The organism is Acinetobacter bouvetii DSM 14964 = CIP 107468 (assembly GCF_000368865.1).
Classification (GTDB): domain Bacteria; phylum Pseudomonadota; class Gammaproteobacteria; order Pseudomonadales; family Moraxellaceae; genus Acinetobacter; species Acinetobacter bouvetii.
Genome location: NZ_KB849729.1, coordinates 132309 through 156188 on the forward strand (window position 1 = coordinate 132309; position 23880 = coordinate 156188).

Below are 23880 nucleotides of genomic sequence, written 5' to 3' on the forward strand. Positions count from 1 at the left end.
AAAAACGTGTCTTCATTGACACGGATTGGAATGGCTTAATCGTGCAACATCTTCTAATAAGGTACAAGCTTTTCTAAGGGTTTTCTTGGTGACTGTAAAGTCAAAGATTTATGTCTTGAAAATGCTAAGTGTCTTGAGTGTAAACGGTTTTGGATGAATTGAAATGACACAAATAGTCAAAAAACGTAAAAAGTTATGTCCAGTAAAAAAGGCGCATAAAGCGCCTTTAATTTTTGCCAGCAGCAATTATGATGCTTTTACTGGAGCAGGGGCAGCCGGCTGAGCAGGCATTTGCGGCTGGAAGCGGACTTCGCATTTACCATTGATGGTTTGCACGCCTGCTTTGATTTGCACCGCTGCGCCATTGGCTTTGCCTTGGCAGGCTTTAGCAATTGCCTGCTGTTTTGCCTGGCGCTCTGCAAGGCGCTGATCGAATTGCTGGGTTAACTCTGCACGCTTAGCATCGGTCAGCGGTTCGCCGCGCTGCATGTGCATGCCGCGGAATTCACCGCGTTCAGGCTGATCAGCGCCCATTGGACGGTGTTCGCCGCGCTTGCCGCTATATTCGCCGCGTTCAGGCTTATCCATGCTGAATACCATGGCGCACGTGCCGTTAATGGTTTGGCCGCCCGCTTTGACTTGTACCGCAGCGCCTGCAGCTTTGCCATCACAGGCTTGCTTAATTTGAGACATCATTTCATGGCGTTCAGCGCGCATTTCTTGCATTTGTTCGCGCTGTTCCGGCGTCATATGGCGGTCATGCTTCTCCCCATTCATTCTTTGCGGATGGTCAGTGTCTTTTGCAGTATTGGCCGATTGGCATGCAGTCAGGGCGCCCATAGATAAAATGCCGGCAGCGGCTAAAGCTATTTTTGTCATGTGATTCATTAGATGGTCTCCAACGCGGGATGAGTATTATTCGCTGCAGATAAGATTAAATAATAAAGATGAAGAAACAATGGAGGGTTTTTTGAAGCCGTGTTCGCTACAATAATCAAGATAGAAAAAACAGAGTAGCTCTTTTGAACATCCGCCGTGTGCCTATTGCCTTGCGCTTATTTCTGACTGTACTGCTGACGACTTTGCTCATCACTACGGTCAGCTTAGGCGTGCTTCACTGGAACATGCAGCGCAACTTCACCAAATATGTGGCGGATGTGGAAATGCAGAAGCTGGACGGGCTGATTGGCAATTTGGCCGATGTCTATGTGGTCTACCATGACTGGGGAAATGCCATTCAGGCGCAAATTCTGCAGATTGAGGGTGAAGCCGGCCCTGATGACTATGACAAGCTGTCACACTGGTGGCTGCGCCGCCAGTACGATATCGCACTGCAGCAGCGTTATTTTAAAGAGCACTCAATGGCTGCAGGCACCGTTCTAAACAACGCGGCAGATCCGGCCAGAAGCGCTGCAGACGCAGAAGAGCAGCTGTTTATTGAACGTAATTTGCCTACGGCATTTCAGCCTTTTGAAGGCTTGAAATTTCCGCTGAGCGCAAATCAAAATGTTTTCCGGCCGGCAGATCCGAAAGAGGCGAAAAAGGGCGGCAATATTGCGCTGCCGCAAAACAGCGGCGGCAAAAAACAGTTTATTCAGATGCCAGACCGTTTGGGCCTAAGTTCACGCTTATCTTTGTATGACGCCAAGCGTCAATTTGTGGTCGGTGAGCCGACACAGGAACAGATTTCTTATCGGCCAATTCTGGTGAATAATCAAGTGGTCGGCTATCTTGGCTTAAAGCCTGTACTGAATCAGGATGATGCGATCAGCATTAACTTTTTCAGCAAACAGAAGCGCTATCTGCTGCTGGTGTATGGCTTATCCTTTTTTGCCAGCCTGATTGCTTCACTGCTGCTGGCGACTTATTTTAAAAAGCCGATTCAGCGCTTATTGAACGGTACGCGTGAGTTAACCAAAGGCAATTATCAGCATCAGGTGAAGGTCAACCGCAATGACGAACTGGGTGATTTATCCAATGAGCTGAATCAGCTGGCGGTTATTCTGGATCAGCACGAAACATCACGCCGTCAATGGGTGGCGGACACTTCGCATGAGTTGAAAACACCGCTCGCTGTTTTACAGGCGCAAATTGAAGCCATGCAGGACGGCATCCGCAAGCCGACGCCAGAACATTTTGCCTCCATGCTGAGGCAGGTCAACAGTTTGAAAAAATTGACCCAGGATTTGGCAGATTTGGCGCAGGCGGAAGCGCAGCAGCTGCAGTGCTATTTTGCGGAGATGAACCCTTGGGATGCTGTACTGCAGGAAATTGAGAACTTTAAGCCGAAGTTTGAGCAGGCCGGCTTAAGCGTGACGGCAGAAGGTCAAGGCGCCGTATTGCAATTGGATATAGACCGCTTTAAGCAAATTATGGTGAACTTGCTGGGCAACAGCATCCGCTATACTGAAACAGGCGGCGCAGTGCATGTGCATACTGAGCAGAATGCTGCGCAGTGGACGGTATATGTGGATGACAGCCCATTCGGTTTGACGGATGAACAGCTGTCATGCTTAGGCGAGCGTTTTTACCGTGTTGATGATTCCCGCACCCGTGCAACGGGCGGTACAGGCTTAGGCTTGGCGCTGTCTGTCAAAATGGCGAAAGCCATGGGCGGTGAATTGAGTTTTGAGCATTCACCCTTGGGCGGTTTGCGCTGCAAGCTGACTTTTCCGAAACAGATGAAACATTAAGGATATCTACATGAAACACATCATGCTGGTTGAAGATGAAGTAGAACTTGCACAACTGGTGCGTGATTATTTAGAAGCTGCTGGTTTTGAAGTCAGCATGTTTCATGATGGTCAGGACGCATATGACAGCTTTACGCAGCGTAAGCCGAGCTTGATGATTTTAGATTTGATGGTGCCGCGCATGGACGGGCTGACCATGTGCCGCAAAGTGCGCGAGCAGTCTGATCTGCCGATTATTATGGTCACGGCGCGCACCGAAGAAATCGACCGAGTATTGGGCTTGAACATGGGTGCAGATGACTATGTCTGCAAGCCGTTCAGTCCGAAAGAGCTGGTTGCCCGCGTGCAGGCGGTGCTGCGCCGTTTAGAGCGCAAGGCTGAACCTGAAAGCAATGATTTATTCCGCATGGATAAAGGCCAGCAGCGCATTTGGTATCAGCAAAAGTCATTGAATTTAACGCCTACGGAATTCCGCTTGCTGGAGCTGTTTTTAGAGCATGTCGGGCAGGTGTATTCACGTGCGCAATTGCTGGATCATATTAATCCGGACAGCTTTGAAGTGGCGGACCGGGTGATTGACAGCCACATTAAAAACCTGCGCCGTAAAATCTCTGATGCCGCCGAAACCGGCAACCGCCATGAGTGGATTCAAGCGGTGTATGGCGTCGGTTACCGTTTTGAATATCCTGAGGATTGATTGTATTTAGGATGATGACGAAAAGCGGATTGGGGTAAAACTGATCCGCTTTTTTATTAGAAGAATGTTAGAAGAAAAAGTTATGAACGAAAAACTTGTACAGGAGAATACAATGAATATAACCATCAGAGATGAAACATTGGATGATCTTGCAGCCATTGAAGCGCTCACAAAATCGGCTTTTTTGCATGCAGAGCACACCAGTCATACTGAACACTTTATTGTGAATCAGCTGAGAAACGCGCAGCAGTTAACCGTGTCTTTGGTTGCAGAAGAAGAGCGTGCGATTGTCGGGCATGTTGCCGTTTCACCAGTGCGTATTTCCTCGGGGGAAACGGGCTGGTATGGTTTAGGGCCAATTTCAGTGTTACCCGATAAACAGGGCTTAGGCATCGGCTCAATGCTGATGCATGCAGCTTTGCAGCGCTTGAAAGCTTTAGGCGCAAAAGGCTGCGTGCTGCTGGGTGATCCGAATTATTATGCACGCTTTGGCTTTAAACCTGTTTCGGGATTGATTTTACCCGATGTGCCACAGGAGTATTTTCAGGCGATTTCTTTTACGGGGGCTTTTCCGCAAGGCGAGGTTGCCTATCACGATGCTTTTAATGCGGCAGAGTAGGTAGTTCACCTTTATTCGATCAACAACAATTTAATTGATGAGGAAACGGTTTATTTAAATATTTCTAAATTATTAATTTAAAACAATATTTTTAAAAATTGAGCAAAAAAAAGGCATTTCTTAAGATTAGCGGACTAGGCTGTAAGGCGCTTAGTATTTACAATTCACGTGTTATCCACGATTAGAGTTTGTTTTGAACAGCGAAACACCCCAACTTCAGCGCCGCTTGAAGAATCGCCATATCCAATTGATTGCCATGGGCGGTGCCATTGGCACAGGACTGTTCCTAGGCTCAGCGCACATTATTGAGTCTGCTGGCCCGTCGATTATTTTAGGCTACATGATTGGCGGTTTAATTGCTTTTTTGATTATGCGCCAATTGGGTGAAATGATTGTACATGAGCCTGTAACGGGTTCATTCAGCTATTTCGCCTTTAAATATTGGGGAAAATTTTCAGGCTTTTTAACTGGCTGGAACTACTGGATCCTTTATATATTGGTAGTGATGACCGAACTGACGGCCATTGGCAAATACGTCAATTACTGGTGGCCGCATATTCCAGCATGGGTATCAGTCCTGGTTTTTTTTGCTGTCATCACGCTGGCCAACTTAGCCAATGTCAAACTGTATGCGGAATCTGAATTTTGGCTGTCAATGATTAAGGTGGTGGCAATTGTCGCCATGATTCTTTTCGGCGTTTATTTGCTGATGACGGCGGATGCCGGTTCAACGGCATCCATCAGCAACTTATGGACGCATGGCGGATTTTTCCCGCATGGTTTTGAAGGGCTGTTCTATATGCTGGCCTTTATGATGTTTGCCTTTGGCGGCATTGAGCTGATCAGCATGGCCGCCGCTGAAACAGAAGATCCTGAAAAGAACATTCCTAAAGCGGTGAATCAGACGGTCATTCGGGTGTTCCTGTTTTATATCTGTTCTTTAGCGGTATTGCTGTCACTGGTGCCGTGGAATCAGCTGGAATTGGGCGGATTGGATCATAGCCCGTTCGTGATGATCTTTCAGCAGATGGGGATTGACTGGGCGGCGCATTTGCTGAACTTTATTATTTTGACGGCGTCCGTGTCAGTCTGCAACAGCGGGATGTATGCCAATAGCCGGATGCTGCTGGGCTTGGCGGAGCAGGGCAATGCGCCAAAAGTGTTTACGCAGGTGAATCAGCACGGTACACCAATTGCTGCGGTTTTATTTTCTGCCTTATTGATATTTGGCTGTGTGCTGCTGAATTATTTCTTGCCTGAAAAAGCATTGAGCTATCTGATTTATATTGTGGTTGCTGCGGCGGTACTGAACTGGATGCTGATCAGTTTGATTCATTTGAAATTCAGAAAAGCCATGAAACAGCAGGGTATACAGACCAAGTTTCTGGCATTATTTGCGCCGTTTACCAATTACTTTGTTTTGGCATTTATGCTGATGATTTTGTACATTATGTGGACGCAGGGCTTTATGCTGTCGGTGCTGATGCTGCCGGTGTGGATTTTACTGCTGTTTGTTTTGTTTAAAATCATGCAGGCGAAGAAGGCTTAACAGCAATAAAAATGGGCTCATGGATGAGCTCTTTTTTTGTACATTAATGGATGCTCAATCGCGCTAATGAAATCTTTTATAAATGGTTATTAAATAAAGCATATTATTTCAATAGTCGTGTAAATTCCGTTTCAGCATGCGGGATTTTTTGGTGATTATACGCAGGCCATTGTTATTAAAATAAAATATCAATAAACCCTTATAGCGTGCATTATCTTGATCATAGAGAAACTTCAAAACTAAGTTATAGATCCAATAACAAATCAGAAGCAGTCTATTGTAATTGTGTAGTAAATCTTAATATAATTGATAATAATTCTCCTTATCGTTTGTGACTTATGCCTTACGCCAAAAATACTTTAGCCTTGATGATGATTTCTTCAGGGTTTCTTTTTGTCTCTTCTGTAACATTGGCTGATACAGAGAATGTCAATCTTAAAGCATCAGCAACTCTCCCCACGATTGTTATTGAAGCCATGGCGGAGGGAGACCCTATAAAAACCTATGTGGACTATAAACAAGCCAATGTCACGCGGAATGGTTTAGATAAGAAAGATATTCCACAAACGGTAGATACGATTGATGTGTCTAAATATAAATTATATGGCGCAAACGATTTAAGTGTGATGCTGCAGGGAACACCTGGTATTTCAACCAGCTATGATGCTAGAAATGATGGAATTTCTATCCGCGGCTTCAATGCCGATACCAATGATATTTATCGGGATGGCGTTCGTGAAAGCGGTCAATATCGGCGCAGTACGGCAAATGTTGAGCGGATCGAAATTTTAAAAGGACCAGCTTCAGTACTTTATGGACGCAGCGCTGGCGGCGGTGTGATTAATATGGTCACTAAGGTTGCCAATTTTGATTCGCCAAGTTCAGTCGGGGCGTATGTTGGCTCTTATGACAATGTGGGCGGAACCATTGATATCAATAAAGCGCTGAATGATAACTGGGCTGTGCGTTTAGTCGGAGAAAAATCGGACAGCAATAGTTTCCGTTCCGGGATTGGCTTTCAGCAAGAATTGTTATCGCCAAGTGTCACATATCGCAGTGATGATAAAAAACTGCTTTGGACCACTGAATTTACTTACGATAATTTAAACAGAACGCCTGATCGCGGGCCAAGTTATGAGAACTTGCCTGCTGGTGTTTCGATCAAAACCGGTTTTGCCGGAAACAATGATAATATTGTTGATGAAACAAAATCCGTTCGAACCGATGTGAAATATGAGTTTGCGCCGGATTGGAAATTTCATTGGGCATTAAGCCATCGTGAATCTTTTCAAGATTTTGACAACTTTTTCGGCGGAACATGGTGCTCAGCCGCAGGCCTGCTGAGTGATGGCAAGACATGTGATTGGAAAGGCAAAATCCGTCAAAGTTACGCTTGGCAGCAAACAACCAATAAAACACTCATGAATACCTTTGATATTACTGGGCTGTTTAAAACAGGTGTTCTTGAACATAAAGTTATGTTCGGCAGCGATTGGTCAAATGAAAAAAGAGAGCCCATTCTTGGAAATTATTCAAGCGGTGACAAAGCAGGGCTCTATTATCGCTATGTCAATCCGTTCAATACTTCGGACAGCTCTTTATCTTCTGGCTGGACTGCACTCAACGGCTCACGCCCAGCAGAAACTTCACACAGTCAAACTGATGCAAACTCCCTAAGCTTCTTTCTGCAAGATTTAATTTCATTCAGTGAAAAATATAAAATGATGTTGGGTGTCCGCTACGACAGTTATGATTTTTCGACCAATGATGTGCGCAATCAAAGTAAACGCTCATATAGCGATGACAGTTTAAGTCCAAATATTGGTTTTGTTTGGCAGCCGGTTGAAAGCCAAAGTTTTTATACCTCTTATAGTAAAAGCTTCTCCCCTTACGGCGGCCGCGGCTTGTTAGGAGTGAGTGCAAGCATCGATCCAAGCCTGTATGACGCTGAGCCGCAATTTAATGAACAATATGAAATTGGGGTGAAGAGTGACTGGCTGGATGGCCGTTTAAATACGCAGCTTTCTGTATATGACATTACGAAAAATAATATCCGCTACCAGCCGGATGCTGTAGAACGGCCAAATGATTGGGAAGTTGGGCAACAGCAGCAGTCTCAAGGCGCCGAGTTCAGTTTTATTGGCCAAGTATTGGATAATCTATATGTGCGGGGCGGCTATGGTTATACCGATGCCACATGGAAAAGTGATAGCCGCACCACGGTAAAAGAAGAAGAGCGTTTAAAAGGCAAAAAGCTATCTGGAATATCTGAAAATACAGGAAACTTATTTGTACGTTATTTACCTGTAGAAAAATGGTATGGCGAATTAGGCGCAACCTATGTGGGTTCTTATTTCACGTCGGATAAAAACACCACAAAAATGCCAGGCTGGACACGCTTAGACGCCGCTGTTGGCTATAAGGATGATAAGTGGGGCGCGACAATTGCTGTGAATAATTTAACGGACAAAGAATACTGGCGTTCAAATTCAATGCCTGGAACTCCGCGAAATTATTTATTAAGAATGAACTATTATTTTTAATAAAGCCTCAGTAAAAGCAGAAATGTCCAGATAGGGCATTTCTATTTGATTATTAGGCAGAAAATTTCTGCTTAGAAATCAAATTCATTCATATCATGCGGAGCAGGGAAATTCTTTTCTGCTCAACTTTTTTGAGCTTGGACACCACCAATTCATAAGAATTCAGCACTAAATCTTGCACTAAAGATTCATCCAGCTCTTCATCTTCAAAGACCGAAATCCAATGCTGTTTATTCATATGCCAGCCTGCGCGGATGTAGGGATAAATGTCTCTCAGCATTGCGCCATGGTCTGGAAGCACTTTTAAATTGATGGCCGCTTTGCCTTCTAAATGAAAACTCAGCATAAAAACTTTATCCATGACTTTATACACATCACAGCCTTCACCAAAGGGCTGGCTGCATGCGGTTTCAGGCAAGGCAAGGGCAACTTCCGCTGCATACGTATGTAATTCGGTCATAATTATTTTTCATTTAAAGATGAATACGCCATGAGCTAAAGTCATTATGGATGGATTTCAATCACCGTATCATTATTCACCAATTGCCAAATTTCATCTATATCCATATTGCGCACAGCAATACAGCCCCACGTCCAATCTTTTTGCGGGAAATAACCCATCAAGTTGGGCAAAACCTTGACTTGTCTAGCCGTGGCGGAACCATGAATCATGATGTCTCCGCCGGCGGAAACCCCCAGCTGTTGCGCCTTTTGCTGATCTTTGGCATTGGGGTAGGAAACGTGGAGTGATTTATAAAAAGCGCTTTGAGGATTGCGCCAATCAATGACATAGCGCCCTTCAGGCGTTTTTCCGTCACCTTCTTGGACTTTGTGGCCTGTAGGAGCAAAACCGAGGCGGATGGGATAGCGGCGAACGATTTTATTCTGATGCTGCAGTACCAGATAGCGCTGACTTTTGTAGACATGAATGCTGTCAATTGGCGAGTTTTTGCGAAGGGACTGCAGTTGCGCCGCAGTGAGCGGGGCAGGAAATGAAATCTCCCCCGCAGATGTCGGCAGGTATTTATTGTATTTTTGATAAACGGCATAGGCTGTAAATAAGCAAATGAGCAATATGCCGGCTAAAATAAAGAGATGCTTTCTGTTCATGCTGACTATTTTAATTTGATCCGTCCAAGCGCTATGAGTTGAATGGATTGTGGATAATGTCTAAATTATCCACAATTTGACGCTGCTGTGTGGATAAACTTTAAGAAGAACAGCTCACCATCACTTCAGGCACATCGCTTGGCAGCGGTCCTAAATCAGCTGTGCTTTCTAGCTCAGGCTGTTGGGTAAATGGCTGGCTCAGCAGCGTAAATAAACGCTCGACTTCAGAAAAATCATTACGTTCCGCCAGTTCAATGGCTTTCTGCGCCATATGATTGCGCAGAATATACTGCGGGTTGGCTTTCGCCATTTCGGCATCCAGCGCATCGGTATCTTGGTGGTCACGGATAGATTCGTACTGAGTTAAGAATAACTCAAATTGATGGCGGTCTAGGCAGTCATCTTTTATGGCTTCGTATTCTTTATTCTGCAGGCGGATAAAGTTTTGCGTGTAATCCAGCTGTTCGCTTTGCAAGATCCGTAAAAAGGCCATGGCGCAGTCAAAACTGTCTTGATGAAAACTCGGCAGGCCCATCTTCTGGCTTAGTCCAAATTTGTAGTGCTCTAAGAAGGTTGGTTCATAGTGCTCTAAGCATTGCGCCAAATCTTCTTTCCATTGTTCTTTTTCATAATGGGCAGGGCAGAGCGGAATCAGGTTGTTCAGCCATTGCCATAAGTTCCAATGCCCAATGCTCGGCTGCTGCTGATAGGTGTAGCGGCCTTGATAATCTGAATGGTTGTTGATCCAGTTCGGACGGAAACGCTCCATAAAGCCATAAGGCCCAAAGTCCAAGGTCGAGCCGGTAATGTTTAAATTATCGGTGTTCATGACGCCATGCGCAAAGCCGGCTAGCTGCCACTTGGCAATCATCACGGCAGTACGCTGAATGACTTGTGCGGCAAAAGCCAGTATCGGCTGTTCGGCTTTCAGGCAGTCTGGATAATGCCATTCAATGCACTTTTGGGTAAATTCAGGCAGCAAATTGCCTTGATATTGATTGATCCATTCAAAATGGCCGAGACGGATATGGCAGTCTGAGGTGCGCAGCATCATCGCGCCCAGCTCTAATTTTTCACGCTGTACACCTTGTTCAGAACTGGTGAAGCCGACGGCATTGCTGGAAGGAATGCCTAAGCTGTTTAAGGCGTGGCCCGCTAAATATTCACGGATTACAGAGCGCAAAACCGCGCGGCCATCGCCCATGCGTGAATAAGGCGTTGAGCCTGCGCCTTTAAGATGCAGGTCAATGGTTTGATTGTTCTGATCTAAAATCTGTGCAATCAGCAGTCCGCGGCCATCACCCAGCTGACCGGCCCATTGCCCGAATTGATGGCCTGCATACACCATGGCCAGCGGTTCAAATTCAGCAAAGGTTTTTTGACCGCTGCAGATTTCAACCCACGATTTTTTATCTTCTTCAGACCACTGCAACTGATCTGCTAGCGCTGTGTTGAAATGGCCCGCCTTAGCGCCTTTTAATGGCAAAGGCTGCTGATGGTGATACAGTTTGGCTGGAAGTAATGAATAGCGTGAATTGAAGTGCATAGAACAAAAGGGCAAGAGAGCTGTGTATTTTTCAACTATAGCAAAGCTTCAGCCAGGATGCGCTGCAAAATGGTGAATCTGCGCTTAGTCCACAATAAATAATCGCGCGCCGGTTTTAGAATAGGAGCGGTGCGCTTCAGCATTATCTGCCACTTGATAGCTCATGCCTGCTGTTAACGTGAACTGGCGGCCATCTTTCAGTTCGGTTAGCAGTTCGCCTTCCAGGCAAAATAAGATGTGGCCTTTGCTGCACCAATGGTCTGCCATATAGCCTGCGGAATATTCCACAATTCTGACCCGGATTGTGCCAAAGCGCTGGGTGCGCCAAAGCGCATAGCCGTTTTCACCTTCATAGCGTTCGGTTTCTACTGTGTCCCAGTTGGTTATTCCAAAAGGAATATTGTGCATTTCCATAGCCGTGCGCTTTTTCATATGTTAATCATCATATGTACCTTGAATTTCACACAAAAAAAAGCCCCCATCGGGAGCTTTTTAAACAAATTCAATTTAGTTTGCAGTTTTCTTTTTAAAGTTGCTGACTAAAAGATTCAGGGTTTGGCGGTGATGCGAAAGGCGCTGTTCAACCAGCTGGAATTCAACTTTCAGCTTGTCATCCATTTGGTGGATTTTCTCAGCCACAGCGGTCTTCTTGGCTTGGATTTCTTGCTCTTTCAGCTTTGCCCAATCATTCAATGTTTGCGAGAAGGCATCATATTCCTGAGAGATGCGCAGTTTTGCATTTGCCACATCTTCAGAGACATTCAGACCATAAATGGCAAGATCCTGTTCAGCGTATTTAAACTTCATCGCCAATTCAGCCTTCTTGATATTAAAGCTAGGAATGCGGCGCAAGTTTTTCGCAAGGCCTAATTTAGAACAGCTCCAAATCAGCCATTTGGTTGGGTCGTACTGCCACCATTTCACACCGTTGCGGTAATCATACTGGAAGATGTGATGATAGTTGTGATAACCCTCACCCCAAGTCGCAATGGCCAATACAAAGTTGTCGCGCGCCGTGTTTTCGTCAGTATATGGACGCGAACCCCACATGTGGCATAGCGAGTTGATGAAGAACGTTACGTGATGGCTCAGGATCAGGCGCATTAAACCGCCCAGAAGCAAGACGCCCCACATATCGCCGACAGCCCAGCCGATCGGCAATAAGATGCCTGCATGCACGGCAATCACCAGCGGCACATAGTACTTGTCTTGGAACATCACTAATTTATTGTTTAATAAATCAGGTGCATTTTTATAGTTGGACGCGCCAGATGGATAGTCGCGGAGCATCCAGCCAATATGCGCAAACCAGAAGCCGCGGTTAATTGAATACGGGTCCTGCTCAACATCATCGACATGGCGGTGATGCGTGCGGTGGCCTGAAGCCCAGAACAGAATGCTGTTTTGAACGGCGAAAGTGCCCATAATCATTAAAATAATCTGCAAAGGCAACGTCGCTTCATATGCGCGGTGCGCCCATAAGCGGTGGTAGCCTGCGGTGATGCCCAAACTGCTGACGCCCAGCAATACGAACATGCTGATCCAGGCAGCTAAGCTGAAATCATGATGGTAGGCATACAATGGAATTGCAATAACTGCGACGATTGGCAAAAATATCAATGCGAAGACAGCAATCCAGTTGACTGGGGCTTTGGGTAGGGGAGCGGTCATCTCCAGCAGTACTCCTAGAAGCTTTGGGAGGCTTAAATAGAAAATAACCCATATCGTTTTTATGGATTAAGGCCACGGCATAATAGCATGTGCTAAAAGCGGTTCACAGTAGTTATTGTACAGGTGTATTGTACTAAACAGTAACAGAATAAAACCGGCAATTTATTGATTTTATCGAAGGTTAAAACATGTTCATAACAGTTGTTCGATGCTGCAGTGAAAAGAAGAAAAAATATACTCAAAAAAGTGGATTGGCGGTCATGTTTATGTGCGCTGTTTTGCTGAGCGCTTGTCAAAATTCAGGGCAAAAAACAGTTTCAGTCGCAAAAGGAAATCCTCAATCCGCAGCACATCCCTTGCCGCTGATGCGCAGCATGGATGGAGTACAGGACGTGCATTGGGAACTCACGCAAATACAAGGTGAAAAAGCTCAGTTTTTTTACAGCGCGCCGTATCTGCTGTTTAATACCCAGCTCAAGCAGGTGCAGGGCAATACAGGGTGCAATGCGCTGTCAGGGAGCTATGAAATGAATGTGCCGATGCAGACCTTGAATATTCAAGCGCGTGCAGGCCATATGAGCTGTGAACATGCGTTGGCGCAAGAAGCGGTATTGATGGATATATTAGGGCAGGCGGTGAATTTTCAAGTCAGCGGCAATCGGCTGACGCTGCGCAATGAAAGCGGTCAAGTTCTGCTGCAAGGCAAAAAGCGATAGTTGATGTCAATTTATCCAGCATGCAAAAGCCCGATCAGTCAGCAGGACTTTTTTATGGCCGGGCCTTTTCAGAAGGATTCAGCTGAAATGCTGAAGCATCAGTTTTGGAAAGTCCGTGATCAGCCCGTCAATGCCTAAATCGCGCAGCTGTTTGGCGCGTTTAAGGTCATTCACTGTCCATACGCTAACGGCTAACTGGGCTTGCAGTGTTGCTTGAATGATTTGATCCGATGCGAGCCGGTTCATCCAGCCAATTCGACCGCAGCCGAGTTGCAGCGTCTGTTCAATCGCTTTTTCCTGAATATCCTCTTCAATCAGCAAGCCGCGTTTGAACTTGGATTCAATCTGCTGCAAGGCTTGATGGATTTTCAGGTCAAAACTGGTAATCACCGCGGTGTTTTCAAAGCCCTTCAGCTGCTGTTCCAGCGCCAGCACTAATTTTTCTGCATCTGCCATAGTTTCAACGGCTTTGACTTCAACTTCCAAATGATTGAAGTCCCGCATAATGTGCAGGCTTTGGCGCAGAGTCGGGGTGATTTGCCTGTCCCAGTCCATCCAGATATGCGCTTGGTTATACGGCTCCAGTTCTGTGCTGGTACAGTCATAGAGGTTTTGGTCGATTCCGGTTGTCCGCAGGAAATTATCATCATGCATGACCACAAGTTCGCCGTCTTTAAGCTGGCGGACATCAAACTCAACGCCACGGATGCCGAGGTCATGAATGTACTGGAAACCGCCTAAGGTGTTTTCTGGGGCTTCGCCGCGCGCGCCACGGTGTCCGATGATTTGCATGATAATTTTTTCTGTTATGTCATTGCAGGTGATTGTAGCGCTAAAGAAATGAGAGTCAAAAGTTGTCACCTTGACATTGGATTGGTGAAAGAATCATCTGTCATTATTCAGGGCAGGGCTATGAATCCAAAAATATTCAAGCAAGATATTTCTTCGTACTTTCACAGCCTTGATATTCGGTGAAAAGTTAAATTTCTTTGTGCAGGCGATCACTTACTTTTCAGCGATAAAAAGTAACAAAAATCTTTTGTTGGGTAAAAGGTTCATCCCTGAAACCTTGACCCAACGGCGGCATTCATGCCGCCTTACGCGAGTCAGACATCATCCAATCCACAAGTTTTATTAGGGATCGAACGGTTAAGTTTTAAAAACTTAAATCGTGTCGTTAATATTTTTTTGCCACAGCACTTCAGAACCGCCTTCAGCGCGCTGCAATGTGCGTGAAGCCACAAATAGCCAGTCAGACAGCCGGTTGAGCAGCTGCAATGACGGCGCTTGAATGTTTTGATCACGGCTATGCACAGACATCAGGCTGCGTTCCGCACGCCGGCAAACTGCACGGGCTTGATGGGCATAACTGCATGACAATGTGCCTGCAGGAAGAATGAAATCTTTCAGCATCGGCAGGGCTTCATTCATGCGGTCAATCTCGTTTTCCAAGAACTCGATTGCAACAGGCTGCACCAAATGAAAGTTTGGAATGCAGACTTCACCGCCCAAATCAAACAGCCAATGCTGAATCAAGCTTAAAGATTTGTCCCAAGCAACTTTATCTTCAATCGCGCTCAGCGAAATGTGAGAACGTAAAATTCCAATGCATGAATTCAGTTCATCGACATCGCCGAGCGCATTAATGCGCAAATCATCTTTGGCAACACGCGAACCATCGCCCAAACCGGTTGTGCCAGAGTCGCCGGTACGGGTGTAAATTTTACTTAAACGGTGTCCCATTTTAATTTTCCAGTGCAATATAAAAGGTGAAGATACGGGGGAATTTAGTATTTAACGGTTAAGCCAACAGAGGCCAGCCGGCCGCCATTCAAATAAAACTTGCCGTCATAATTGCCAGCGGACGCGGTTTTATATTGAACATCGCCGACGTTTTGAATATTTGCAAAGAAGCGCAACTGTTCATTGGGCTGGTAATAGCTGTTGAAATCAATCTGCGCATGTCCAGGAATCACATCATCGTCATAGTTGCTGCTGTCTGAATGGCTGTTCGCAGTGAGCGTTGTTGACAGCCCATAATGCTCATCAGCCCAGCCGGCTGACAATGCCAGTTTTTGACGCGGGCGGCGGCTCAAATCCAAACCTGTTTTATCATTTTTTGCTTGGTTGTAGCTATAACTGGCTTTGGCAAAAAATGCGTCATTGGCCCAATTTACATAAACTTCTGAACCCTGAATGGTGGCTGCCTCAATATTGGCAAACTTCCAGTTATTGTTGGGGTCCGAATCGATGAGGTTATCAATTTCAGTTCTGTAGAGAGACAGGCCGCTTTTCAGTTGCAGTGTGAGTTGCAGGTCTATGCCCATTTCATAGGACTGGCTTTCTTCAGGCTTTAAGCTGGGGTTTGCATAGTCGCCATAATACAAGTCATTCATGGTTGGGGCTTTAAATGCCGTTCCGACATTGGCATAGCTGCTAAAGAACGGTGTGAAAAAATAGCGCGCTGCAAGTTGCCCGACCGTGTGTTGACCATATTTTTCGTGGTCTTCAAGACGAATGCCCGCCTGTGTTTTTAACTTATCGGTTTGATACTGATGCTGCAGATAATACCCCGTGCTGTTTAAGTCTTGATGAAAAGATTCTGCGGCTTTTAGCGTTGATGTTTCAAGCTGCCGATGGGTGATCCCTGCAATAATATTTTGTGCCGTTGACATTTGCTGTTTTGCGGTCAGTTCATATTCAGTAGATTCATAATCGGTCCGTTCAAAGCTTTTGAGCTGTTCCAGCTCATCTTTAAAATAAGATACGCGGGCATTCAGGGTGAGCTGATCTGTCGGGCTGAAGCGTGATTTCAAGGTAGCAATTTGATTCTTAAAATCTTGCGATTTTTGCTCATATTGCATCGAGCTCCAGCTGTATTGCTCATATTGGGCATTGCCTTGGTTTTCAGAGTAATCCAATGACGTGCCAAAACGCGTTGCTTCATAGCCGAATTTGGCAGACACGCCTTTTTGATCAAAGCTTGAAGCGATGGCATTTTCATGTTCATGAATTGCTGTGCCATCGGTTTCTAAGCGCTGTCCGCGGACTTGCGCATAAAAGCCGTGATCGGCTAGGTCTGCCCCGACAATGCTTTTATAAGTTTGATTTTCACCTATTTCAGCACTGATAAAAGCGGCATTTTTGTCGGGGGTTTTGCTGATAATCTGCACCACGCCGCCAATCGCATTGGTGCCATACAGCACCGAAGCAGGGCCTTTTAAAACCTCAATCTGCTTAATATCGGTGGTATCAATAAAGTTGTTTGGCGCTAAGCCGCTGGCGTCATTATTTAAACGGACGCCGTCACGCAAGACCAAAGTGTGGTCAGACTCTGTGCCGCGTAAAAAAAATGAAGCTTGCTGTCCGTAGCCGCCCAGCTGCACCATATTGATAGAGGCGTCACTCATCAATAAATGCGGGAATGACGCGATAGGCGACTGTTCAATCAGGGGTTCATCAATAATTGAAATGCGTGCCGGAACATCTTCCAGCTTTTCTTCAGAACGCGTTGCGGTGACCACAATGGTCTCTAAAGTGGCGGATGGGATCTTTGCGGCTTGCGTATGGGCAGAAAAAGCCAACACAGCAGCAATACCGGCTGCAAGTGCTGTGGGCTGAGAATAGAACGTCATGCAATGCTCCATGCATTTACCCCACGTAAATGATTGAGTGACAGAACACAGCAAGCAGGTATCGGACTGGCAAGATGGAGCTTGCTCACCGTTGCGGGGGCAGTGTGGTTGAAACTTCCCATGCCGACTGTTGTGAATGGCTTAAGTATAGTGAACTCAATGCAGAGCGACAATCGCATCCATCAGGCTTTATTGAATATTCGCTTGACTTGCTGCGGAGCAGAAACTAATCTGCCTGCGCTTCAGGTGCTTCTGTCAAAGAAGTGAAACTGGGAAGTTAGTAAAAGCAATTTTAATCCGTTGTTTTTTGAGCTGACACTGCCCCCGCAACGGTGAATAGGGTTTTCTATATAGAAATTAGCCCTTAAGTCCGGAGACCGGCCTGCTGCACACCTACACATAATGCGGCGGGCATTATAGCGGGATTGCATGTCTGCGCCTTTTCTTACGGCCAAGCCGATTGCTTACCCTGATCCGCCTTGCGTTATTTAATTTAACACTCGCACGGGCGGTGCGATCGGGGAATACACTATGCATTCTATTTCTAAGGCCTTTTTCGGGGCTGTTTTTGTTTTATCTCCACTTTCTGCGGCCATGGCAGAAGATGCTTATCAGCTTCCGGTCATTACCAATACGGTAGCGAACCTTGTAGAGCAGGATGATCAAAAAACTTTAGCGGCTGTAACGGTGATTGACCGTGCAGAAATTGAGCGCAAACAATTTAATTCATTACAAGACTTATTACGTACTGTACCAGGTGTAACGTATAGCAATACTGGCGGTTTAGGTAAAGTTACAAGTGTTTCAATTCGCGGTACGGGTAATCGCCATGCATTAGTCTTGGTGGATGGTCAAAAGGTTGGTTCAGCAACTCTTGGTGAAACTGCTTTTGAACACTTCCCAATTGATCAAATTGAACGTGTCGAAGTTTTACGCGGTCCGCGTTCAAGCTTATATGGTTCAGAAGCCATTGGTGGTGTGATTCAAATTTTTACCCGTAAAGGGACGCAAAATGGGGTGAAGCCTTTTGCATCTTTTACCTATGGTTCACATGAAACGTATCAAGGGAATGTTGGTTTAAATATTCGCCAAAATGATACTTGGGCAACTCTGAATGTTGCAGGAACGAAAACCCAAGGCATCGATGCGACAAATATTAATGAAGCCAATGATTTAGATAAAGATGGCTACGAAAATAAGTCCGCATCTTTACGGATGGGGCATAAATTCAATGATCAATTTGATATTGATGCGAGCGTATTGGTTGTTGATGGTGAAAATGAATATGACAGCAAAGATTTACCTTGGTCTGCCGATGCTGAAAATGTTCATAGTAAAATAGAGCAAAATATTTACAGTATTGGTGCAACCTATAAGCCATTTGACTTGTGGACAACACAACTAAGACTTGGACGTTCAGAGGATAAACTCGATAGTCGAGATAACTATCCATCAGTTATTAATACACAGCGTGATAGCTTATCATGGCTGAATACACTGAACTTTAATAAGCAAAATACCTTGATGCTTGGTTTTGATTATCAGAATGATGAAGTTTCAGGTACGAAAGCTTATGCAGTTAAAGAGCGGGATAACAAAGCTTACTTTGCACAATATCTAGGTTCATTTGGCAGCTTTGATGTGCAAGGTGCAGTTCGTCAGGATGATAATGAACAATTTGGCAACCATACGACTGGAAGCGCGACTTTGGGATATCGCTTCAATGAGGCAGTACAAAGTTATGTCAGTTATGGCACTGCATTCAAAGCCCCGACATTCAATGACTTGTATTGGCCAGGAAGTGAAAATCCTACATTAGTGCCAGAAGAATCTGAAAACTATGAAATTGGGTTCAAAGGTGTGATTAGCAATGTTCAATGGGAGCTAAACGGTTTCTATAATGAAATTGAAAATATGATCGTATGGGCACCTAATGCATCTGGGAATTATGTTCCAAGCAATGTAGATAAAGCAAAAATTAAAGGTGCTGAACTATCATTAACTCAGCAATTAAATGATTTTGTTTGGAATGTAAATTATACATACCAAGAACCTGAAAATGAGACAGCAGGATCTAATGGCAAGCAGCTGCTCTTAAAACCAACACAAATTTTTAATGCATCAGCTGATTATACGATGGAGAAATGGACTGTCGGCGCCTCGGTCCATGCAGAAGATAAGCGTTATACCAATGCTGCAAATACTGCCGAATTGGGTTCTTTTGCCACAGTAGATACGCGTGTAACTTATCAAGCAACGCCTGAATTTAGTGTTCAGGCAAAACTTGCCAATATGTTTGATAAAGAATATTCGACCAACTACAGCAATAGCACTTTATTTAATCAAGAAGGCCGTACGGCTTGGTTAACACTGCGCTATGCAATGAAATAATCTTAAAAGCTAATTTTTAAACTAAAAAGCCCTGATTGATCAGGGCTTTTTAAATTCCGCGTGAATGATGCTGAAAATGCACGCAAGTCTAAAAAATTGCATTACAATGATTCGCCTTCATATTCATAGATAGGCTATGAATGAGGCGGAGTTAGAGCCACAACACTATGCGAACCCGTGCTAAAATTTGCGGAATCACACGCATTCAGGATATTCAGTCTGCCGTCAATGCTGGCGCAGATGCGATTGGATTTGTATTTTTTCCGCCAAGTCCCCGCAGTGTGAGTACAGCGCAAGCCAAAGAATTGATTCAGCACGTGCCTGCTTATGTGCAGACAGTCGGTTTATTTGTAAATGCATCGGCGGATGAAATTTTGCACATCCTAAAAGACGTCCCGCTTGATATTCTGCAGTTTCATGGTGATGAAACGCCAGAACAATGCCAGCGCATCGCTGCACAGGCCGGCCGCCGCTGGTACAAAGCCATTCAGGTTAAACCAGACTTAGATGTCATTGCAGAAATTCAAAACTATCAGGCAGCAGGCGCAAGCGCCGTACTTTTAGATGCTTGGCATCCTGAGCTAAAAGGCGGTACAGGGCACAGTTTTGATTGGGCTCAATTTCCCAAACTGGATATTCCTTTAATTTTGGCAGGCGGCTTAAAACCTGAAAATATTGAAGATGCGATTCGCACCACAGGCGCTTATGCAGTCGATGTCAGCGGCGGGGTAGAATCAAGCAAAGGTATGAAAGACCAACAACTCATAGAACGCTTTATGCAAGGAGTCCATCGTGGATCAGCAAAATAAGATTGACTATACCCAATTCCCTGACGCACAAGGGCATTTCGGTATTCATGGCGGGCGTTTTGTGTCAGAAACTCTAATGGCAGCACTTGAGGACTTAGAAAAACTCTATTTCCGCATGAAAGATGATGCACAGTTTTTGGCAGAATTCGACCGTGACTTGGCGTATTACGTCGGTCGTCCTAGTCCTTTATATTATGCTGAGCGATGGTCGAAAGAGTTAGGCGGTGCGCAAATTTACTTAAAACGTGAAGACTTGAACCATACCGGCTCACATAAGGTGAATAACACGATTGGTCAGGCACTTTTAGCTAAACTTTCAGGCAAAAAACGCATTATTGCAGAAACTGGCGCAGGCCAGCACGGCGTGGCAACGGCTACAATTGCTGCGCGTTTAGGTCTTGAATGCGTGGTGTTCATGGGTGCAGAAGACGTGAAACGTCAAGCCATGAACGTCTATCGTATGCGCTTATTGGGCGCAACCGTTGTACCGGTAGAAAGCGGTTCAAAAACATTGAAAGATGCCATGAACGAAGCCATGCGTGACTGGGTCACCAATGTCGATAGCACGTATTATGTGATTGGTACAGTTGCAGGCCCGCATCCATACCCGCAGCTTGTTCGTGATTTCCAATCGATCATTGGCCGTGAAGCGCGCAAGCAAATTCAAGAACAGGCAGGCCGTCTTCCAGATGCTCTTGTTGCATGTGTCGGCGGCGGTTCAAATGCGATGGGCTTGTTCTATCCATTCTTGAACGATGAAGATGTCAAAATGTATGGTGTTGAAGCTGCTGGACACGGCATTGAAACTGGCAAGCACTCTGCGCCATTAAATGCAGGTCATGTCGGTGTATTGCATGGCAACCGTACGTATTTGATGTCGGACGAGCAAGGCCAGATTATTGAAACCCATTCAATTTCTGCAGGTTTAGACTATCCAGGCGTAGGCCCTGAGCACAGCTTCTTAAAAGACATGCACCGCGTAAACTATGTGCCAATCAATGACAACGAAGCGCTTCAGGGCTTCCGTGATTTGACTCACATTGAAGGGATTATTCCTGCGCTGGAAAGCTCACATGCCATGGCTTATGTGACTAAGCTTGCGCCAACCATGGACAAAGACCAAATCATTATTGCGACGGTTTCTGGCCGCGGCGATAAAGACTTGATGACTGTTGCCCGCATTGATGGTGTGGAAATGGTAGAGATGTAAGGAATCTCCCCTAGCCCCTCTTTATCAAAGAGGGGCTAAGTCCTCCTTTAACAAAGGAGGGTTGGGAGGATTTAAAAAATCGCGCAGAAGCATTTCCGCGCGATTTTTTATACGTATTCATTTGTTTTGATGAAAAGATCAACAAAAGCTATGCAGAGTTGAAATGTGAAGCAAGTCACAATATTTCTAAAACGTTATAGCTTTAGAAAGATTCAATAACAATGACATTTACTCAATTGGTGCGTGCTGAATCATTTCCTCAGCATATTTCTTGGCAAAGGCGCGATACCTTCGCGCTGGGCATTTTACCGCTGATTTTTCTGAATAGCTGGCTACTGGAAAGAGTTTTTGGCTTGTCAGTCAATGCTGGTATGGGTGATGCAGTATTTCGCGGCATGCTGTTTATTGCGGTGTGCTGGCTTTATAGAGCAATGCTTGCAGAACATTGGCAAAAATATAAACAAGCTTTTTGGCGCTCAAGTTTTTTAGTCATTGTTGGCGCTGTTTTGCTGCAAGCGGTAATTTCACTGACGCGCAGTATTTTACCTGTTGGGGCTAGCCGTGAAGCGGAATCAGCGGTTGATCCAAACAGCATTGCATTTATCAGCCTGTTCATCATCAGTCTAGGGCCGCTGTTTACTGCATTATTGGAGGATATTATTTTCCGCTATACCTTACTGCAAAAACTCTTTGTGTCGCCTTGGCTCTGGCGTGTCGTACTGGTACTGCTGAACTCAATCTTATTTGGCTTGATTCATTATTATAATTTTGACGGCAATCTTGTTGCGACGGTGAGTTTTATGGCTGCAGGCCTGTTTCTAAACTTGATTTATCTATGGGTACGCAACATTTGGCATGTGCTGCTGATTCACTTTGTTAACAATGCTGTACTATCATTAGGCGGAGTAATTTTGTTGAAAATACTGCAGCCCTATATCGGCAGCTGAAGTTTAGGTGGAAAATTTGTCTAGTTTATTTATGGTCATGCTTGGCGGCCGCCATGCGCGTGCAAACACTGAAGTGCATGATGTTGTGATTGCTGTAGGGGAAACGCTGGAAGAGGTCTATCCTCAACTCAGAAATGCATGGTTTGGCGAGGCAAAAGGCCTGCATATTGATGCATGGGCGAAAATTCATGGTATTGAATCTGAAGGCAAGCGCTATCAAATCCAGTTTACCGATGCACAGGCGAACCCTGAAAATGAAAAACTGTGGCTGATTAACTTGGGCGGTTACGTACCGCAAGAATTTGGCGAACTGCACCACTATGTTTTGGTTGCCGCTAAAACTGCAGATGTGGCCAAACTACAAGGGAAATTGCATTTTGCTGCTGCTTGGCAAAAACAGCATACAGACCGGGTGTTGGATGTGGATGACTGCATTGCCATTGATTATGTGCATGGCCGTTATATTCATCTGCTTGAAGGCGGTTTTGATGAAGGTCATTGGGAAAATACGTATTTGACCATTGGTGAGTGATGCCGCGCCCCATGGAATAAACGAAGCGGATTGAATCCTCTGAACCTTAAAAATCGCCGCATTTTTGCAGCAGAAAATTTTTTTATGAATTTTTATGCAAATTAGATGTATGGAACTGTTCTGCTCAAAAATTATAGGCATAATAAGTATAAGGATTATCAGACAAATTTATTCCACGGATACGAATAAATGGATTTAATACAGCCCAATGGCCAGCCCAATTATGGCCGGTTCAGCGCTTTGCCTCAGCATATTGATTTGAATCAATATATTTATAAAAACCCTTATGGAAAAGTCCTAACGGGTTGGCGTAAGCGCTTAAAATATAAAAAATTTAAATTTTGCTGCATTCAGCATGAACACTACACCATTGGTTTGGCCATTGCAGACATCGCATGGGCAGGACATGGTTTTGTGTATGTCTATGACCACCTAAAAAATGAAGTCATAGAATGGAATGCGATTAATTTGCTCGCAGCCAATACCGTGCTGGATGAACAGCCCTTATACAATCAAAGCCATTTCAGCAAGTCAGGCATGCAGCTGGATATTCAGCATGCCAATGGCGTGCGCTATATTCAGGTCAGCAAGCATGGCGAGCTGCAGCTCAGCGCGCGTATTTTCTGCGCCGGCACAGATCCGCTTAGCCTGTGCAGTCCAACAGGCATTAATGGCTGGACCTATACCCAGAAGCTCACCACTTTGGGCTGTGAGGGTTTTTTTAAAAATAAGCGCGGCAATATCATTCAATTTAATGAGCGGACTTTTGCATCCTTAGATGACACTTGCGGCTTTTTGCGCCCTGAAACCGCCTGGTTTTGGCTGTCTTGCAATTTTTGGGACGCAGAAAATAATCGAATTGGTTTGAACTTGGCATCGGGTGTGAATGAAAGCTTTGGCAATGAAAATTGCTTATGGGTCAACGGGGTATTGTATCCAGTTGCAGATGTTCTATTTCAGCAGCAAGATGACAATCAATGGACCATCCGTTCACTGGACAATAAGTTGAATTTAATGATATCGACCGGCTGGCGCCGTTATGAAAACTTAAACTTGCGCTTGGTGGGCAGTCAGTTCAGCCAGTGGCAGGCCAAGGTCAGCGGGACAATTGAGCAAGACAATAAAGAAATTGTGCTGTTAAATGAATATGGATTATTAGAACAGCACTACGCCAAATGGTAGTGAATAAAAAAAGCCGTATCGCAATCTGCG

At 45.1% G+C, this 23880-nt stretch carries 21 protein-coding genes and 1 riboswitch; of the genes, 12 read left to right on the forward strand and 9 right to left on the reverse strand.

Annotation, left to right across the window (positions count from 1 at the left end; genetic code table 11):
* Positions 1-246 precede the first annotated feature (246 nt).
* A complete protein-coding gene (locus F941_RS14305; RefSeq protein WP_005012716.1) occupies positions 247-888 on the reverse strand; it encodes a hypothetical protein in 642 nt (213 codons plus the stop codon).
* Between the two features lie 134 nt (positions 889-1022).
* Between F941_RS14305 and baeS the strand changes: the two genes are divergently transcribed.
* The 5 genes from baeS (at position 1023) to F941_RS14330 (ending at position 8101) form a co-directional block, all read left to right on the forward strand.
* Positions 1023-2693, forward strand: a complete 1671-nt coding sequence (gene baeS / locus F941_RS14310) for a sensor histidine kinase efflux regulator BaeS (RefSeq protein WP_005012718.1) — start codon at positions 1023-1025, stop codon at positions 2691-2693.
* Between the two features lie 10 nt (positions 2694-2703).
* On the forward strand, positions 2704-3390 hold the full coding sequence (locus tag F941_RS14315) for a response regulator (protein WP_005012719.1): 687 nt from the start codon (positions 2704-2706) through the stop codon (positions 3388-3390).
* 112 nt (positions 3391-3502) lie between these two features.
* Positions 3503-4009 (forward strand): GNAT family N-acetyltransferase, encoded by a 507-nt coding sequence (locus F941_RS14320; protein ID WP_005012720.1) that lies wholly within the window; start codon positions 3503-3505, stop codon positions 4007-4009.
* A 193-nt stretch (positions 4010-4202) separates the two neighbouring features.
* On the forward strand, positions 4203-5558 hold the full coding sequence (locus tag F941_RS14325) for an amino acid permease (RefSeq protein ID WP_005012721.1): 1356 nt from the start codon (positions 4203-4205) through the stop codon (positions 5556-5558).
* 338 nt (positions 5559-5896) lie between these two features.
* On the forward strand, positions 5897-8101 hold the full coding sequence (locus F941_RS14330; protein ID WP_005012722.1) for a TonB-dependent receptor: 2205 nt from the start codon (positions 5897-5899) through the stop codon (positions 8099-8101).
* Between the two features lie 88 nt (positions 8102-8189).
* Here the strand turns inward: F941_RS14330 and F941_RS14335 are convergent, their stop codons facing one another.
* The 5 genes from F941_RS14335 to F941_RS14355 all read right to left on the reverse strand — a co-directional run bounded on the left by F941_RS14335 (position 8190) and on the right by F941_RS14355 (position 12428).
* Entirely contained in the window at positions 8190-8561 is a 372-nt protein-coding gene (locus F941_RS14335; RefSeq protein WP_005012723.1) for an MmcQ/YjbR family DNA-binding protein, read from the reverse strand.
* Between the two features lie 44 nt (positions 8562-8605).
* Complete coding sequence (locus F941_RS14340; RefSeq protein ID WP_005012724.1) at positions 8606-9211, reverse strand: L,D-transpeptidase family protein; 606 nt, start codon at positions 9209-9211, stop codon at positions 8606-8608.
* A gap of 100 nt (positions 9212-9311) precedes the next feature.
* Complete coding sequence (locus F941_RS14345) at positions 9312-10757, reverse strand: protein adenylyltransferase SelO (protein ID WP_005012727.1); 1446 nt, start codon at positions 10755-10757, stop codon at positions 9312-9314.
* 84 nt (positions 10758-10841) lie between these two features.
* Positions 10842-11171 (reverse strand): DHCW motif cupin fold protein, encoded by a 330-nt coding sequence (locus F941_RS14350; RefSeq protein ID WP_005012729.1) that lies wholly within the window; start codon positions 11169-11171, stop codon positions 10842-10844.
* Positions 11172-11264: 93 nt separating this feature from the next.
* Complete coding sequence (locus F941_RS14355) at positions 11265-12428, reverse strand: acyl-CoA desaturase (protein ID WP_005012733.1); 1164 nt, start codon at positions 12426-12428, stop codon at positions 11265-11267.
* Between the two features lie 260 nt (positions 12429-12688).
* Here F941_RS14355 and F941_RS14360 point away from each other — a divergent pair, with 260 nt between their 5' ends.
* Positions 12689-13144, forward strand: a complete 456-nt coding sequence (locus F941_RS14360) for an META domain-containing protein (RefSeq protein ID WP_005012734.1) — start codon at positions 12689-12691, stop codon at positions 13142-13144.
* 78 nt (positions 13145-13222) lie between these two features.
* Here F941_RS14360 and F941_RS14365 read toward each other — a convergent pair whose 3' ends face one another.
* From F941_RS14365 to F941_RS14375, 3 genes are all read right to left on the reverse strand, one after another.
* Positions 13223-13936, reverse strand: coding sequence for a glycerophosphodiester phosphodiesterase (locus tag F941_RS14365; RefSeq protein WP_005012735.1), 714 nt, complete (start codon positions 13934-13936; stop codon positions 13223-13225).
* A 372-nt stretch (positions 13937-14308) separates the two neighbouring features.
* Entirely contained in the window at positions 14309-14887 is a 579-nt protein-coding gene (locus F941_RS14370; RefSeq protein ID WP_005012737.1) for a cob(I)yrinic acid a,c-diamide adenosyltransferase, read from the reverse strand.
* A 44-nt stretch (positions 14888-14931) separates the two neighbouring features.
* A complete protein-coding gene (locus F941_RS14375) occupies positions 14932-16779 on the reverse strand; it encodes a TonB-dependent receptor plug domain-containing protein (RefSeq protein ID WP_005012739.1) in 1848 nt (615 codons plus the stop codon).
* Between the two features lie 227 nt (positions 16780-17006).
* Positions 17007-17179, forward strand: a riboswitch (cobalamin riboswitch).
* A 131-nt stretch (positions 17180-17310) separates the two neighbouring features.
* On the opposite strand from F941_RS14375, the gene F941_RS14380 reads away from it, so the two are divergent.
* From F941_RS14380 to F941_RS14405, 6 genes are all read left to right on the forward strand, one after another.
* The gene (locus F941_RS14380; RefSeq protein WP_005012741.1) at positions 17311-19170 is read left to right on the forward strand and encodes a TonB-dependent receptor domain-containing protein; all 1860 of its coding nucleotides are present in this window, start codon (positions 17311-17313) and stop codon (positions 19168-19170) included.
* A gap of 167 nt (positions 19171-19337) precedes the next feature.
* Positions 19338-19979: a phosphoribosylanthranilate isomerase gene (locus tag F941_RS14385; protein WP_005012742.1), complete on the forward strand. Its 642-nt coding sequence runs from the start codon at positions 19338-19340 to the stop codon at positions 19977-19979.
* A complete protein-coding gene (gene trpB / locus F941_RS14390; RefSeq protein ID WP_005012744.1) occupies positions 19963-21189 on the forward strand; it encodes a tryptophan synthase subunit beta in 1227 nt (408 codons plus the stop codon). The genes F941_RS14385 and trpB overlap by 17 nt, the downstream gene beginning before the upstream one ends.
* A 221-nt stretch (positions 21190-21410) precedes the next feature.
* Complete coding sequence (locus F941_RS14395; protein WP_005012746.1) at positions 21411-22136, forward strand: CPBP family intramembrane glutamic endopeptidase; 726 nt, start codon at positions 21411-21413, stop codon at positions 22134-22136.
* Positions 22137-22152: 16 nt separating this feature from the next.
* Positions 22153-22668: a DUF1543 domain-containing protein gene (locus F941_RS14400; RefSeq protein WP_026253466.1), complete on the forward strand. Its 516-nt coding sequence runs from the start codon at positions 22153-22155 to the stop codon at positions 22666-22668.
* A gap of 189 nt (positions 22669-22857) precedes the next feature.
* On the forward strand, positions 22858-23850 hold the full coding sequence (locus F941_RS14405; protein WP_005012750.1) for a DUF2804 domain-containing protein: 993 nt from the start codon (positions 22858-22860) through the stop codon (positions 23848-23850).
* Positions 23851-23880: the final 30 nt, after the last annotated feature.